Here is a 15394-nt window from a genome sequence, read left to right as displayed (position 1 = left end):
CGGATGTGGTTCGCGGTCCTGGGCCCGTTGCGGGTCCTGCGGGAGGGGCGCGAGGTCGCCCTGGGCGGGCCTCAGCAGCGCGCCCTGCTCGCCCTGCTGCTGGCGGCGGGGGGACGGCCGGTCGGCCTCGACGACCTGGTAGACGGCCTGTGGGGGCAGGAACCGCCGGACACCGCGCTCAACGTGCTGTACCGGAACGTGGGAACGCTGCGCCGTGCGCTGGAAGCCGATCTGGCGGCACGCGAGGCGGGCCGGTGGCTGCGGCGCGCGGCCGGCGGATACCAGCTCGTCGTGGACGCGACCAGCGGCGACCTGCTCCGGTTCCGCGAGCACCTGGCGCGGGCCCGCACGTCAGCCGGGCAGGACCGGCCGGTCGAGGCGGTGGAGGAGTACCTGCGGGCGCTGCGGCTGTGGCGGGGGGCCGCCGGGGCGGGGATCATGCCGGAAGTGCGGGCCCGGCCCGTGTTCGTCGCCCTGGACCGGGAGTTCGGGGCCGCGGTGGGTGAGGCCGCCCAGCACGCGCTCGCCGCGGGCCTGCCCGCGCGGGTGCTGCCGGCGGTGCGGCTCGCCGCCGGCAGGGAGCCGCTGGACGAGCTGTTGCAGGCCCGGCTGGTGCAGGTGCTGGCCGCGACCGGGCGGCAGGACGAGGCCCGCGCCGTCTACCGGACGGTCCGCGACCGGCTGGCCGAGGAGCTGGGCATCGACCCAGGGCCCGAGCTGAAGGCCGCCGCGGAGGGCGTACCGCACCAGGAGGCACCACCGCCCGGCACCACACCGCCCGCCTACCCGCCGCCCGCTTACGCGGAGTCGGCCTACGCGGGGGTGGCCAAGCCTGCCCAGCTTCCCGCCGGCCCGCCGTTCTTCGCGGGGCGGCGCGCGGAGCTGGAGCAGCTACCGGTCCTGGACGACGATCCGGACACGGCGACGGTCAGGATCATCCGCGGCATGGGCGGCGTCGGAAAGACCGCCCTGGCCGTGCACTGGGCGCACCGGGCCGCCCACCACCACCCCGACGGCCAGTTGTACGTCAACCTGCGCGGCTTCCACCACAGCGAGCAGGCCATGAGCGCCGACGAGGCGTTGCGCGTCCTGCTGGCCGGCCTCGGCGTGGCCGCGGAGGAGATCCCGGCCGCCCTGGAAGCGCGAGCCGCCCTCTTCCGCGACCGCGTCGCGGGGCGGCGGATGCTCCTGCTGCTGGACAACGCCCGGGACGCCGACCAGGTACGCCCGCTGCTGGCGGCGGCCACCGGCTGCCTCGTCATCGTGACCAGCCGCGACCGGCTCGACGGGCTCGTCCTCGACGGGAGCGCACGCACGATCACCTTGGCCCCGCTGCCCGCGGACGAGGCCGCCGGTCTGCTGCGCGCGCGGCTGGGAGCGGAGCGGGTGGACGCGGAACCGGACGCGGTCGCGCAGCTCCTGTCCCTGTGCGGCGGGCTGCCGCTCGCGCTGGCCATCGTCACGGCCCACGCCCTGACCCATCCGTCCTTCACGCTGGCGTCCATCGCGGCGGAGCTGCGCCGCGAGCGCGGCAGCCTGGACGCCTTCACCGGCTTCGACCCGATGGCCGCCCCCCGCGCGGTCTTCTCCTGGTCCTACCACGCGCTCACCCCCGGCGCAGCCCGCCTGTTCCGGCTGCTGGGCACCGTGCCGGGACCTGACATCAGCGCGTCCGCAGCGGCGAGCCTGGGGGGCGTACGCCCGCGAGAGGTCCGCCCCCTGCTGGCGGAGCTCACCGCCGCGCACCTGCTCACCGAGCACGTCCGGGGCCGCTACTTTTTCCACGACCTGGTACGCGCGTACGCCGCCGGGACGGCCGCCGAGCAGGACACGGACGCCGATCGCAGGGCGGCTCTGCTCCGGTTCCTCGACCACTACCTCCGTACCGCCCGCCGCTGTTCGGAGCTGATGAAGCCGGGGCAGAACGTGCTGCCGCCACCGGAGCCGCGCGCGGGTGTCAGCCCGGACCGGGTCGGGGACACGGTTGCGGCATCGGCCTGGTTCAGCGCGGAGGAGAGCGTGGTGCTCGCCGCCGTCGAGCATGCCGCCCAGCTCGGGCTCGACCACCATGTCGCGCATCTCGCCTGGTCGGCGCACACCTATCTGATCCTGCTGCGCCCCGCGCAGAGCGCGCTGGCCCTGGCGCGGATCGCGGTGCGCGCCACGGTCCGGCTGGGCGACGCGTCGATGCACGCGCACGCCCTGCACGCGCTGGCCTCCGCCTGCACCCGCGCCGACCTGCCCGGCCAGGCGCACGCCAACTACCAGGAGGCGCTGCGGCTGTTCACCGAGCTGGGGGATGTGCGAAGCCAGGCCGTCACCCATCTCGAGCTGACCCGCCTGTACGACAAGCAGGGCCGTTTCCCGGAGGCGCTGCACCACGCGCGGCGGTCACTCGAACTCTCGCGGCAGGACGGCGCCGGCCTGTTCGAGCAGTCGGGCGCGTTGAACGCGGTCGGCTGGGTGCTCATCCGGCTGGGCGAGCCTCGCGCGGCCCTGGCGTACAGCCGGCGGTCGCTGGCCCTGCACACCGGGATCGGCAGCGTGATCGGGCAGAGCTTCAACCTCTACACCATGGGCTGGGCCTACCAGAGCCTGGGCGAGCACCGCGCCGCCATCGACAGCTACCGCAGGTCGCTGGCGGTGGGCGGCGGCCGGGGCTGGCACGGCCGGGACCACGACGCCCTCGTGCTGGAGCGGCTCGGCGACGCCCTGGACGCCACCGGCGATCGTGCGGCGGCCCGGGCGAGCTGGCGGGCGGCGCTGGAACGCCTCTACGCCTCCCGGACCGAGGCCAGGGCGGCCCTCGCCGCGAAACTCGCCGACCGCCGGTGACACCGCGTCCGGCCGTCCCGGCCACGCGTCCTTCAGCCGCTTTCCTCCGTCAGGCCACGCGTCCTTCCGCCGCTTTCCGCCGTCAGGCCCCGCGTCAGGCCGTCGCGGTGGCGGAGCGTCGGGCGCGGAAGCGCCGCAGCCGGTCCAAGGCGGCGTCACACCGTTCGACACCCTCACGTGACCACGCCTGCCGTCGCGCGAACGCTTTGACCAGCCGGTGAAAGCGATAGGTCCCGCCCACCCCGGCGAGCAGCAGGTGCGCGTCCACGAGCGACTCCAGGAGCCGGTGCGCCACGGGCACGGGCAGGCCGAGCAGCGCCGCGACCGTCTCCGGCGTCAGCTCATCCTGCTCGGGCAGCGCGGCGAGCCGGAAGGCCGTGGCCTGCCGCGCGCCGAGCCGGCGCTGAGCCCGCAGCAGGGGCGCCTCGATCAGCGCGCAGTCGTCGCTGGTGCCCGCGGGCCGGTGCAGCTCGTCCTCCAGCCACAGGCGGACCTGCCGCACCGTCCAGTGCGGCCTGGCCTGGAGGAGATCGGCCGCCACGCGGACGGCCAGCGGCTGGTGCGAGCACAGCTCGACCACCTCGACGGCGGCTTGCCGCTCCCCGAGTACCCGCTGACGGCCGGCCAGCCGGGCCAGCAGCTCCAGCGCGTCGTCAGGGGGCAGGGCGTCGAGCCCGACCCAGCGCACGCCGGGCAGGTCCAGCATGTGCCGCCAGGTGGTGACGAGCGCGGCGCAGCCCGGCGCCGCGGGCAGCAGGTGGTGCACCTGGTGCGCGTCGCTCGCGTCGTCCAGGAGAACCAGCACCCGCCGGTCGGCCAGCACGGTCCGCCACAGCGCCGACCGTTCCTCCAGGCAGCCGGGCAGCCGCTCCTCCGGCACGCCGAAGGCACGCAGGAAGGAGCCCAGCACCGTGGCGGGGGAGACCGGCCGGCCGGTGGACGCTCCCAGGTCCGCGTAGACCTGGCCGTCGGGGAAACGGCCGCGCGTCGCGTGCGCGGCCTTGACCGCCAGCGCGGTCTTGCCCATGCCGCCGAGCCCGGTGATCGCCACCACGGGCGGCCACCCGGCGGGGCGCAGCGCGTCCAGGACGACGGCCAGCTCGGCGTCCCTGCCGACGAAGCCCGGCGGCACGGCGGGCACCTGGGCGGGCGGCAGCCCGACGGCCTCGGCGGGCACCTGGCGAGGCGGCGGGCCGGTGAGGTCGGGGTCCGCCCGCAGGATGCGCACGTACAGGTCCCGCAGCCCGGCGCCGGGGTCGATGCCGAGCTCGGCGGCGAGCGAGCGCCGCACCTCGTCGTAGGCCGCCAGCGCCTCCGCCTGCCGCCCTGACCGATACAGGGCGATCATCTGCAGCTCGCGCAGCCGCTCCCGCAGCGGCTCGGCGGCGATGGCCGCCGACAGCTCGTCGAGCGCCCAGGAGTGCCGGCCGAGCTCCAGGTCGAGCGCCACCTGCTCCTCCAGCGCGGCCATCCTGCGCTGGATCAGCCGGGCCCGCTCCTGGCTGACGTAGTCGCCGCGGGCGCCGCCCAGGGGAACGCCCTTCCACAACGACAGGGCGTCGCGTAGCAGGCGCGACGCCTCCGCCGGGTTCCCCCGCGCGCGTACGCCCTGCGCCTCCAGCAGCGTCTCGCGGAAGGCGTTCCAGTCGACGTGCGCCGCGTCGGCGGCGATGGCGTAGCCGCCGCCCGAGGACCGGATCACCCGGTCGCCGTCCCCGGCGCGGGACACGGCGCGCCGCAGGCGGCAGACGTAGGTGCGCACGATGGACAGCGCGCTTCCCGGCGCCCGCTGCGCCCACAGCGCGTCCACGATCTCCTCGGCCGGCGCCGCTCCGCCGTCGCGCAGCAGCAGGAAGGCGAGCACCGCCCGCTGCTGGGGCGCGCCCAGGTCGAGCTCCGTCTCGCCGCGCCACGCCCGGACCGGCCCCAGCAGGGAGAACCGCAGCCCCGTACCCATATCGATCGCCCTCCACCCCGAATCCCGACCTGAGCCCCGGCAAGCGTAGGCGGGCGTTGTGCCTAAGAACTGACGAGAGGCGATCGGACCGGCTCCGGCCACCGGATATACGCGCCGTCAATCTCGCGCTTGCGTGGTGGGCTCTACGTTCGTGGCCCGGCGACCTCGTACAGCAGCCCTCACCGGACGAGGAGCCGCCTTCCCTCAGAACCTCATCCAAGGAGAAGACCCATGCTCTTCATCTTTCTCGGTTGCGTGATCTCCGGTGCCGTGGCGGGCCTGCTGGGCCGGCTCATCCTGCCCGGACGTCAGGACATCGGCTGGTTCGCCACCATCGCCGCGGGCACCGTGGCCGCCGCCGTCGGCACCGGCCTCGCCTACCTGATCGGCTTCGCCGAGAAGGGGTGGCTGGTGTTCGTCGTGCAGATCGCTCTGGCCGTCGGCTGCGTGGCCGTCGTCGCGAACATGTCCGCCAAGAAGAGCAAGTCCTGACAGAGACCCGGTCACCGGCACAGAAAGGCGGCCGTCGCCGGAGCACCGTGCTCCGGTGACGGCCGCCGCCGTACACCTGTCAGCGTGCCTCTTACGCCGGCGAGGCGGGCAGCGCGGCGATCCAGCCGAGAACCAGCTCGTTGAACTCCGCCACGCGCTCCTGGTGGATCCAGTGGCCGACGCCGTCCCAGGCCACCGCCGCACTGTACGGATGCGGGCTGACCGCCTGCTCCCAGCCGAGGTCGATGCCCTTCGCCTTCAGCGAGGCGTCCGAGGACACCGTCAGCACCGGGCAGGCCCGCCGGCGGAGATAATCCTCGGCGCCGGGGCGCAGCGTCACCTCGTTCGGCGCGTCGAACAGTCCCTGGAACACCCCGGCCGCGACCTCCGGCGCGGTGCCCAGCGTGCGGCGGCGGTGCCAGGTCGCGAGCCAGGCGAGGCCGGGCTCGATCACGGCGGCCTCCATCCCGGCCAGTACGGCGGCGGCCACGGCGACCGGATCGGGAGCGCGGAAGGCGGCGGCGACGCCGGCGGCGAACTCGGGGTCGAACCCGTAGGCGGGATCGACGGCGACGACGGCGCGGACCAGGTCCGGCCGTTCGACGGCGAGCACGGAGGCGACCGCCGCGCCCAGCGAGTGACCCACGACGACGGCGGGCCTGCCGCCGAGGTGGTCGAGCAGCGCGGCCAGGTCGTCGGCGAAGTCACGCGGGGCGAGCCCGCCCGAGACGGCGGACGACCTGCCGTGGCCGCGCAGGTCAGGCGCGATCACCCGGTGCCGGACCGCGAACGGCTCGATCTGCGGGGCCCAGTCGTGCGAGTCGCACGTGCCCCCGTGCACGAAGAGCACGCTCTCGTCACCGGTGCCCTCGTCGGTGTAGAAGAGCTGGCCGTCACCCACGATGAGGTGGCCCATGGTTCATCCCCCTGCTGTTTGCGAAGGTCAGGAGGCCGCGCCCGGCACGGCCCCCGCCAATCTAGAAGGGAGGATGTGAACAAAAAGTGCCGGAGCGGTCAGCGTCCTGCCGCGTGGTCGATGCGGCGCAGCTCCGCGCGGACCTCCTCCGCGGCCGGGGGATCGGCGGCGTCGAGGATCGCCGCGGCCTGGCGCCAGACGGCACGCGTGGTGCCCCGGTCGCCCGCCGCGAGGTAGGTCTCGCCCAGGCGCCTGAGCGTGCCGGCCTCCTGGTAGCGGTCGCCGACGTCCCGGTAGAGCCGCAGGGCCCGCTCGTAGCAGGCGATGGCCTGCGAGTGGTCGCCGAGGTGGTGGTGCGCGTAGCCGAGGCTGTCCAGCGTGCCGCCGGCGCCGTAGCGGTCGCGGCTCTCGTCCGTCGTGGCGAGGGCCTGCTCGAAGTAGGCGGTGGCCCGCCGGAGGTCGCCGAGCAGGGCATGCGTCCAGCCGAGCGCGTGCAGCGCGCTGCCGCCCGCCACGCGGTCGCCGATGGCCTGGTACAGGTCGAGGGCGTGTTTCGCCGCGTCGAGCGCTGCCTCGTGGCGTCCCTGCTGGTCGAGGATCCAGCCGTGGCAGCGGTGGGCGTGCGCCAGGCCCGGCAGGTCGTCCAGCTCGTCGAACAGGCTCAGGGCCCGCTGGACGTGCGTGTTGGCGTCGTCGAAACGGCCCAGGCGGGCGGCGGCGCGGGCCAGGCCTCTGTGCAGGTGCGCCCGCGCGCCCCGGTGCCCCACCCGGACGGCGGCGGCCAGACCGGCGCGCTGCGCGGCGAGGAAGTCGTGCCAGTGTCCCTGACGGTCGAAGAAGCGCTCCAGAGCCCAGGCGAGTTGCCAGGCGTGGGTGTCGAAGCCCTCCCGGACGGCCTGGTCGATCATGGACGTGAGCACGAGATGTTCGCGGTTGAACCAGGCCAGCGCCTCCCGGTCGTCCTCGAAGGTCTCGGCGGCCACGCCGGGCCGCGCCGCGGGCAGCGTGGTCGTCCGCCAGTACGGGGAGTACAGCCGGCCGGCGGCGTGGGCGGTGCGCAGGTAGTGGTCGAAGACCCGGTGCGCGGCCGCCCGGCGTTCGGCTTCCGTGTCGTGAGCGTGCGTGAGTTCGGTGGCGTACGCGCGGAGCAGCTCGTGGCAGGTGTAGCGGCCCGGCGAGTGCTCGGTGAGAAGGCAGGCCGAGGTCAGCTCCGTGAGGAGCCCGCGGGCATGCCCCACGGGCATCCCCGCGACGCTGGCGGCGGCGGCCACGCCGAGGTCGGGGCCCGGATGCGCGGCGAGCAGCCGGAACAGCCGGGCGGCGGCGGGGCTGAGCACCCGGTAGGACCACGAGAAGACCGCCCGCACGTCGCCGTCGGCGGCGGGGCCGGAGAAGGCGCCGAGGCTGCCGTCCGCCACGCGCAGCTCCGCGGCCACCGCCGTGAGCGGCCGGTCGGCCGCCCGCGCCGCCACCACGGCCAGCGCCAGGGGCAGCCCCGCGCACCGGGCGACGATCCTGTCCACGGCTTCCGGCGAGGACGCGGCCAGGTCCGCGCCCAGCCGGCGGGCGAGCAGTTCCCTGGCCTCGTCCGCCGGGAGCGGGTCGATGGCCAGGGGGTGGGCGCCTTCGGCGATCAGGCCGAACAGGCCGGTCCGGCTGGTCGTCAGCACCAGGCAGCCGGAGCTTCCCGGCAGCAGCGGGCGCACCTGCTCGGCGTCGCGGGCGTCGTCCAGCACGATCAGGGCCCGGCGGCCGGAGAGCAGGCTCCGGTAGAGGGCGGCCCGCGCGTCCAGCCCGTCCGGGATCCGGTGCGGCGTCACCCCGAGCGCCTCCAGGAGCCCGCGCAGCGCCTCGCCGGGGGCGAGGGCGGATCCGTTCGGGGCGTGGCCGCGCAGGTCCACGTACAGCCGGCCGTCCGGGAAGCGGTGCGCGACCTGGTGGGCCAGGTGGATCGCGAAGGTGCTCTTGCCGATCCCGCCCATGCCGCTGATCACGCCGACGGCCGGGCTCCGCCCGTCCTCCGCCAGCAGCAGGGCGAGGGCCTTGGCGAGGCCGGCGCGCCGCCCCGCGAAGGTGGCGAGGTCCGGCGGGAGCCGCATGGGGCCGGGCGCCGGGGCTGCCTGCCCGTGGAGGATCCGCCGCTGGGCGGGCGGGGCGGCCTGCCCGTGGAGGATCCGCCGCTGGGCGGCGCGCAGCTCGGGGCCGGGCCCGGCGCCCAGCTCGCGGGCGAGGCGGGCGCGGACGGCGTGCCAGGTCTCCAGCGCCTCCGCCTGTCGGCCGCCCGCGCCCAGCGCGAGAATCAGCCTGGCCTGCACCGGCTCGTCCAGCGGATGCCGCGCAGCCGTCTCCCAGAGCTGCGCCAGCACCTGATCGGCCGCTCCCAGCTCCAGCGCCAGATCCGCGGCCTCCTGGACGGCGGCGAGCTGCTCCCGGTCGAGGGCGGTGAAGGTCGGATGGGACCGCACGTCAGCGGGGATCCCGGCGGCGGCCGGGCCGTGCCAGAGCGCGAGCGCCTCCGTCATCAACTTCAGCGCGGCATGCGCGGCACCGTTCGCCCGCCTCCGCCGGGCGTCCTCCGCCAACCGGCGGAAGCTCAGCAGGTCCACCTCGCCGGGGCCCACGTCGAGGCGGTAGCCGCCGCGGTCGCGGACGAGCCAGCGCCCCTCCTCCCGTACGGCGAGCGCGGGCTCCAGCAACCGGCGCACCATGCCCACGTATCGGTGCACCACGTTGACGGCGCTGACCGGCGGGTTCTTCCCCCACAGGACGTGCACGATCTCGCTCAGCGACACCGGCCGGCCCGCCTGCGCCAGCAGCAGGGCGAGCATCGCCCGCTGCTGGGGAGGCCCCGCCGCCAGCTCGACGCCGTCACGCCAGGCGCGCACCGGGCCGAGCACCGTGAAGCGCACCATGGGTTCTCCGTTTCCTGGTCGAGGACGGGCCGCCTGCCGATCACTTATTACGCACATCGGTTGACGTACGATCGCGGCCCAGTAAACAACACGGGCGATTCGCCCAGGTGTTTCCCCTTCTCCAGCGGAGATCCAGTGCCCAAGATCATTGTTGCCGCCACACCCGTGCACGGACACGCGGCTCCCCTTCTCACCGTGACCGCCGATCTGGTGAGACGCGGCCATGAGGTGGTGGTTCTCACCGGCGTGCGGTACAGGGGGCGGGCCGAGGCCGCCGGCGCGCGCTTCGCGCCGCTCCCCGAGCCGGCCGACTACGACGAACGGCAGATGGACCGGGCCTTTCCCGGACGGAGTCTGCTTCCTCCCGGCCCGGCCCAGATCGGCTTCGACATCAAGCACGTCTTCGGCGACCCGGTCCCCGCGCAGTACGAGGCGCTGCGCCGGCTGCTGGACGGCTTCCCGGCCACCACGGTGATCAGCGACAGCCTGTTCCTGGGAGCGCTGCCGCTCTCCCTGTCGTCAGGCCCTGGGACCCGTCCGGCCACGGTCAGCCTGGGCATCTCGCCGCCGCCTCCGTCGTTCGGCTGGGGCGCGGAGGTGCACCAGGACGCGCAACAGCACGTGGAGAAGGTGTTCGAGTCGGTCGGGGTGGCTCTGCCCGGGTTCGTGCTGAGCAGCCTGATCGCCGTTCCCGACCATTTCCTGCAGTTGACCGTCCCCGAGTTCGAGCTTCCCCGCGACGACCTGCCGGGCTCCTTCCGCTTCGTCGGCCCGCTGCCCGCGCCGCCTGCCGGGGTCTTCGAGCGGCCGTCGTGGTGGGGCGAGCTGTCGCGGGACCGGCCGGTCGTGGTGGTCACGCAGGGCACGTTCGCCAACGTGGACCTGGAGGAGCTGGTGATCCCCACGCTGCGGGTGCTGGCCGGCTCCGACGCCCTCGTCGTCGCGGCCACCGCGCGCCCCGGCGGCCCCGAGGAGGTGCACCGGATCATGGGGAACGTTCCAGCCAACGCCCGGCTGGCGGGCTTCGTCCCGTTCGAGCTGCTGCTGCCCTTCGCCGACGTCCTGGTGACCAACGGCGGCTACGGCGGCGTGCACACCGCCCTGCGGCACGGTGTCCCGCTCGTCGTCGGCGGCGCCACCGAGGACAAGCCGATGATCGCCGCCCGGGTCGCGTGGAGCGGCGCGGGCGTGGACCTGGAGACCGGCAGGCCCGACGATGCCACGCTCCGCGCGGCCTTGGACGCCGTCCTGTCCACGCCCTCCTTCCGCGCCCGCGCGCGGGAGCTGCGGGCGGCCTTCGAGCACCATGACGCCTTGGAGTCGATCTCCGCACTGGTGGCGTAGCGACGCCGAAAGTTTCAGACATCCATCACCCCTGTAAGAAGCCCTACGAAGTGCGCCTTTCGGCCTTCTGTGCCCCGAAAGTTTTAGAGCATCGTTGACATATTTCGGGGATGTTTCCACACTGGGTCCCTCAATGTGATCCGGTAACGGAGGCTCCAGGCATGCGCACGAACGGTTTCGGCGGATTCCGCCGCATGGTCGCCGCCGGCGTCGTCGGCTTAGCGGGCGCGATCGCGCCCTTGACGTTGTCACTCCCCGCCGAGGCCGCGGAGACCACGCTGGGCGCGGCGGCCGCCCAGAGCGGGCGCTACTTCGGCACCGCCATCAGCGCCTCCAAGCTCGGCGAGTCGGCCTACACGACGATCGCCAACCGCGAGTTCAACATGGTGACCGCCGAGAACGAGATGAAGATCGACGCCACCGAGCCGAACCGGGGGCAGTTCAACTTCACCAACGCCGACCGCGTCTACAACTGGGCCGTGCAGAACGGCAAGCAGGTGCGCGGCCACACGCTGGCCTGGCACTCCCAGCAGCCGGGCTGGATGCAGTCGCTGTCCGGCAGCACGCTGCGGCAGGCGATGATCGACCACATCAACGGCGTCATGGCGCACTACAAGGGCAAGATCTACGCCTGGGACGTGGTCAACGAGGCCTACGCCGACAGCGGCGGCGGCCGGCGCGACTCCAACCTCCAGCGCACCGGCAACGACTGGATCGAGGTGGCCTTCCGCACCGCCCGCACCGCCGACCCGGCCGCCAAGCTCTGCTACAACGACTACAACATCGACAACTGGACCTGGGAGAAGACGCAGGGCGTCTACAACATGGTCCGCGACTTCAAGTCGCGCGGCGTGCCGATCGACTGCGTCGGCCTCCAGGCCCACTTCAACAGCGGCAGCCCGTACAACAGCAACTTCCGCACCACGATCTCCAGCTTCGCCGCCCTCGGCGTGGACGTGCAGATCACCGAGCTGGACATCCAGGGCGCCTCCCCGACCACGTACGCCAACGTGGTCAACGACTGCCTGGCCGTGGCCCGCTGCACCGGCATCACCACCTGGGGCGTGCGCGACAGCGACTCCTGGCGCTCCGGCGACACCCCGCTCCTGTTCGACGGCAGCGGCAACAAGAAGCCGGCCTACACCTCGGTGCTCAACGCGCTCAACGGCGGCACGAACCCCAACCCCGACACCACGCCGCCGAGCACGCCCGGCACCCCGGCCGCGTCCGGCGTGACCTCCTCCGGCGCGGCCCTGACCTGGACGGCCTCGACCGACTCCGGCGGCTCGGGCCTGGCGGGCTACAACGTCTACCGCGAGCAGGGCGCCACCGACACGCTGCTGGGCCAGTCGTCCACCAACTCGATCACGCTCACCGGCCTGACCGCCGCCACCCAGTACCAGGTGTACGTGCGGGCCCGTGACGGCGCGAACAACCTGTCGACCGCCTCCTCGACGGTCACCTTCACCACGACCAGCGGCGGCGGCAACCCCGGCGGCTCCTGCACGGCGGCCCCGACCACGCAGACGCAGTGGCAGACCGGGTACGTCATCGAGCCGGTCCGGGTGACGGCGGGCGCCTCCGCGATCAGCGGCTGGACGGTCACCTTCACCCTGCCGGCCGGGCACACCATCACCGGCTCGTGGAACACCCAGCTCACCGTGAGCGGCCAGACCGTGACGGCCAGGAACGCCGCGCACAACGGCAGCCTCGGCGCGGGCGCCGCCACCGCCTTCGGCTTCCAGGTCAGCCGCCCCGGCGGCGACACCTCGGTGCCGAGCGGCTACACCTGCGCCTGACCGCTTCTCCTCACCGGCCCGTCCACGCCTCACCGGGCGTGGGCGGGCTCGCGGTCGTACTCTGTCGGAAGGGTCCGGTCGGCGTCGGAGGGCGGTAGCGGGCGATGACCGAGGAATTCCAGGCGTATTCCGATGAGATCCGCAGGCAGCACGAGCGGGCTCAGGCGCGGGCCAGGCGGGCAGGCGAGCGCGCCGCGCAGCTCAAGCAGTGGGTACGCGAGCTCAGCGTGCGGGGCAGCTCCTACACCGTGACCGAGACCCGGGCACGCGACGCCGCGGAGCGGACCGAGGAGGCGATGCAGGCGGCGGACCAGGCCGAGGCCGAGGCCAGGGCCGGGTACCGGCGTGCCGCCTGGGCGGTGCGCAGGGCCGCCAGCATGCACGAGCAGGCCGCCGACCTGGGCATCGGTGACGTGGAGTCGCATCGCCGCCGCGCGGCGGAGCTGCGCGCGGAAGCCCTGGAGGACGACCGGCGAGCCTGACGGGCGGGGCGGGCTCCCGCCGCGGTCACGGCTCGGCGTGCCGCCCGGCCCGGCGCTCCGCGATCGCGTCGAAGCTGGTGCGCAGGCGCTCCTGCTGCTCCCGCAGGCTGTAACGGATCTCGCGGGCCATGGTGGCGATGCGCTTGCTGTCGAGGCGGATCTGTGTGGCCTGCGACTTCAGCCTGGCCGCGGTCGCGTAGAGCTCTTCCTGCCCGAAATCTTCCATGATCATCTTTGCTGTACGGTGTCCGATTCCTTCGAGGTCCACTGTCGCTCAGCGGTCATCGCTGGTCAGTACACGAGGCGCACATTCTCCTCGCTGCTGTCCGCTGAACGAAAGGGGGTTCGCGGCTTCAGCGGGGAGAAGCCTCGGCAGGGGCGTGCAGGGTTTCGCGGGGTGTGCGCCCGTAGGCGGCCAGGTAGGTGAGCGAGAACCGTCCGGGATGGAAGAAGCCCCAGCGGGCCGCGACCGCGGCCACCGTGGTCGTGCGGGGATCACCCGCCTTCAGCTCGGCGTGCGCGTGCGCCAGCCGGACCTGGCGCAGGTAGCCCAGCGGGGTCGTGTCGAGGTGCCTGCGGAAGGCGTACTGCAGGGCCCGGGTGCTGACGCGGGCGGCGGTGGCGATGTCGTCGATGCCCAGCGGCTCGTCGGCGTGCGCGTCGATGTGGGCGATGGCGCGGCGCAACGCCTGGGGATGGGCGTCGCGGCCGTCCTGGGCGCTCGCGTCGGCGTTGGCGTTGCTGGGCAGCGCCACCAGCACGCTGGCCGCCAGCAACTGCCCGGCGGTGGAGACCACCAGCGGCTGGGCGGCCAGCTCCGGGTTGGCCAGCACGTCGTCACGCAGGTAGGCGATGGTGCGCGTCAGGTGCTGCCTGGCGGCGGGGGAGACGGGCCGGTGCCCCAGCAGCCGCACCGGCTCGGGCCGGCGGCCGGGAAGAGCCCCGGCGACCTGCTGCATCAGGGCGGGGTCGAACATGATGATGTGGTAGCCGGAGCGGCGGATCTGCCCGGTGTAGGGCAGGTCGTGCGGCGCGAACAGCACCGCGTCCCCCGGCCCGAACACCTCCTGGTCGCCGCCCGCGACCTGCTGGACGATGGTGCCGGACTCCACGGTGCACAGGCACACCTTGCCCAGCGGGTTGACGTCGTAGCTCATGGCGAACTCGAGCCGCAGCCGGTCGATGCTCACCGTGCCCATGACCTGGCGCGAGATCACGGCGCGCGGGCTGGGCACGTCGGACCCGATCCGCATCCTGGCGTAGGCCTTGTTGAGGAACTCCTCCGTCTGGCCGAGATCACGGCTTTCGAAGGTCAACGGCTCCATCGAACGCTCCGCTCGTCAAGCCCGCTCCGACCGCACCCGTGCTCGCAGGCGAGGCGAACCGGTCCTGTCGTGATAGTAGCCGCCCTGGACAACTGCGACAGTACGCGTCCGCTCACCTCCGGGTCAGGGGCCCTGCTGACCGCTCGCCCACCGTGGGATCGGCTCTGGTGAGTGGTCGCCGAGCCACCGGCGTTCCAGCTCCGCCTCGATCTCCCCCAGCCGCTGGCCGGCGCGCTGCTCACGGGCCCGCGCCTCGCCCAGCCGCACACGTGCCGCGGCCAGCCGGTCCCGCGCGCGGGCGGTCCTGGCGCGGGAGCGCTCCAGCCCGTCGCTGCCCGCTCCCGGTCCGGCGCCGTCACCCGCTCCCGGTACGCCCGCGCCGTCGCCCGCTCCGAGTACGCCCGCTCCGAGTACGCCCGCTCCGAGTACGCCCGTTCCCGGTACGCCCGCGCCGTCATCCGCGGCCCGGACGGCGGCGCCGGACCGGGTCAGAGCGGATCGACGAAAGGGGACGGTCGGGGCCTTTGACCGGTGAAGGACGTGATGACGTCGGCCGCGACCTCACCCAGCGAGCGGTCGGTGGTCTGGCCCGCGCGCCGCATGATGGCGAACGCCTCCTCGGCGCTGCAGCGGCGCTGACCCATCAGGACCCCGACCGCCTGCTCGATCGTCGCGCGCTGGGCGAGCGCGTCGCGCAACTGCGCGGTGATCTCCGCGTGGCGAGCCGCCTGCAGCACCGCGTGCAGCAGCAGCCCGGTGTGCTCGGCCACCCGCGCGATGGCCTGACGGGCGTCAGGGCCGAACGCGCTGTCCGCGGTGGCGGGGGCGTACATGTTCAGCGCGCCGATCACCTGCTCCCCGGCCCGCAGCGGATGCGAGTAGACGCTGCGCAACCCATGGGCCAGCAGGTACGCCGAATACTCGCCCCACCGGCTCTCCGTGGCCAGATCGTCCACCTGCACCACGCGACCGGAGTCGATGGCCTCCAGGCAGGGCCCGCCCGCCGGGCCGTTGTCGTACTGGATCTCATCGACCAGCAGCGCGGTGGCCTCGGAGGAGGCGACCGTGCGGACCCTGCCGCCCAGCCGCAGGGTCACCCCGGCCATCGGCGCGCCGGGCGTGATCCGGGAGGCGGCCGTGGCCAGCTCGCTCAGCGCCGTGTCGATGCCGCTGGTGGCCAGCAGCACCGCGGTGAGCTCCTGGAGGAAGCCCTCGTCCAGGCCGGGGTCTTCGAAGGGTGGCTCGTCCTTCGGGGTGGGATCGTTGGTCGGGCCCATGAGGGCCTCCTCAACAGGGAGAATTCGTGCTCGCGCCGCATCCGGGGTACGCGTT

General features: G+C 73.9%; 12 protein-coding genes. 6 read left to right on the top strand and 6 right to left on the bottom strand.

The genetic code is table 11. The features are described 5' to 3' along the window. Nucleotides 1–3: 3 nt before the first annotated feature. Complete coding sequence (locus ABD331_RS46155; RefSeq protein WP_344490294.1) at nucleotides 4–2835, top strand: AfsR/SARP family transcriptional regulator; 2832 nt, start codon at nucleotides 4–6, stop codon at nucleotides 2833–2835. A gap of 94 nt (nucleotides 2836–2929) precedes the next feature. Here ABD331_RS46155 and ABD331_RS46150 read toward each other — a convergent pair whose 3' ends face one another. Then, on the bottom strand, nucleotides 2930–4792 hold the full coding sequence (locus ABD331_RS46150) for an AfsR/SARP family transcriptional regulator (RefSeq protein ID WP_344490292.1): 1863 nt from the start codon (nucleotides 4790–4792) through the stop codon (nucleotides 2930–2932). A gap of 231 nt (nucleotides 4793–5023) precedes the next feature. On the opposite strand from ABD331_RS46150, the gene ABD331_RS46145 reads away from it, so the two are divergent. Further along, the gene (locus ABD331_RS46145; RefSeq protein WP_344490289.1) at nucleotides 5024–5284 is read left to right on the top strand and encodes a GlsB/YeaQ/YmgE family stress response membrane protein; all 261 of its coding nucleotides are present in this window, start codon (nucleotides 5024–5026) and stop codon (nucleotides 5282–5284) included. A gap of 91 nt (nucleotides 5285–5375) precedes the next feature. On the opposite strand, the gene ABD331_RS46140 is transcribed toward ABD331_RS46145, so the two are convergent. Together ABD331_RS46140 and ABD331_RS46135 are read right to left on the bottom strand one after the other, a co-directional pair. Then, a complete protein-coding gene (locus tag ABD331_RS46140; protein WP_344490284.1) occupies nucleotides 5376–6200 on the bottom strand; it encodes an alpha/beta fold hydrolase in 825 nt (274 codons plus the stop codon). 98 nt (nucleotides 6201–6298) lie between these two features. After that, complete coding sequence (locus ABD331_RS46135) at nucleotides 6299–9112, bottom strand: AfsR/SARP family transcriptional regulator (RefSeq protein ID WP_344490280.1); 2814 nt, start codon at nucleotides 9110–9112, stop codon at nucleotides 6299–6301. 195 nt (nucleotides 9113–9307) lie between these two features. Here ABD331_RS46135 and ABD331_RS46130 point away from each other — a divergent pair, with 195 nt between their 5' ends. From ABD331_RS46130 to ABD331_RS46120, 3 genes are all read left to right on the top strand, one after another. Next, complete coding sequence (locus tag ABD331_RS46130) at nucleotides 9308–10456, top strand: glycosyltransferase (protein ID WP_344490276.1); 1149 nt, start codon at nucleotides 9308–9310, stop codon at nucleotides 10454–10456. Nucleotides 10457–10617: 161 nt separating this feature from the next. Next, a complete protein-coding gene (locus tag ABD331_RS46125) occupies nucleotides 10618–12255 on the top strand; it encodes an endo-1,4-beta-xylanase (protein WP_344490273.1) in 1638 nt (545 codons plus the stop codon). A gap of 104 nt (nucleotides 12256–12359) precedes the next feature. Next, nucleotides 12360–12737, top strand: coding sequence for a hypothetical protein (locus ABD331_RS46120; RefSeq protein WP_344490270.1), 378 nt, complete (start codon nucleotides 12360–12362; stop codon nucleotides 12735–12737). Between the two features lie 25 nt (nucleotides 12738–12762). On the opposite strand, the gene ABD331_RS46115 is transcribed toward ABD331_RS46120, so the two are convergent. Together ABD331_RS46115 and ABD331_RS46110 are read right to left on the bottom strand one after the other, a co-directional pair. Then, nucleotides 12763–12969 (bottom strand): hypothetical protein, encoded by a 207-nt coding sequence (locus ABD331_RS46115; RefSeq protein ID WP_344490267.1) that lies wholly within the window; start codon nucleotides 12967–12969, stop codon nucleotides 12763–12765. A 121-nt stretch (nucleotides 12970–13090) separates the two neighbouring features. Continuing rightward, complete coding sequence (locus ABD331_RS46110) at nucleotides 13091–14062, bottom strand: helix-turn-helix transcriptional regulator (protein WP_344490264.1); 972 nt, start codon at nucleotides 14060–14062, stop codon at nucleotides 13091–13093. Nucleotides 14063–14233: 171 nt separating this feature from the next. Here ABD331_RS46110 and ABD331_RS46105 point away from each other — a divergent pair, with 171 nt between their 5' ends. Then, on the top strand, nucleotides 14234–14590 hold the full coding sequence (locus ABD331_RS46105) for a hypothetical protein (RefSeq protein ID WP_344490261.1): 357 nt from the start codon (nucleotides 14234–14236) through the stop codon (nucleotides 14588–14590). On the opposite strand, the gene ABD331_RS46100 is transcribed toward ABD331_RS46105, so the two are convergent. After that, the gene (locus tag ABD331_RS46100) at nucleotides 14551–15339 is read right to left on the bottom strand and encodes a GAF and ANTAR domain-containing protein (protein WP_344490258.1); all 789 of its coding nucleotides are present in this window, start codon (nucleotides 15337–15339) and stop codon (nucleotides 14551–14553) included. The two genes, ABD331_RS46105 and ABD331_RS46100, sit on opposite strands and share 40 nt — an antisense overlap. Nucleotides 15340–15394 lie beyond the last annotated feature (55 nt).

The sequence above is a fragment of the Nonomuraea monospora genome, assembly GCF_039531895.1.
Taxonomy (GTDB): domain Bacteria; phylum Actinomycetota; class Actinomycetes; order Streptosporangiales; family Streptosporangiaceae; genus Nonomuraea; species Nonomuraea monospora.
The sequence above is the reverse complement of the archived record's forward strand: the minus strand, read 5'-3'. Positions and strand labels throughout refer to the sequence as shown.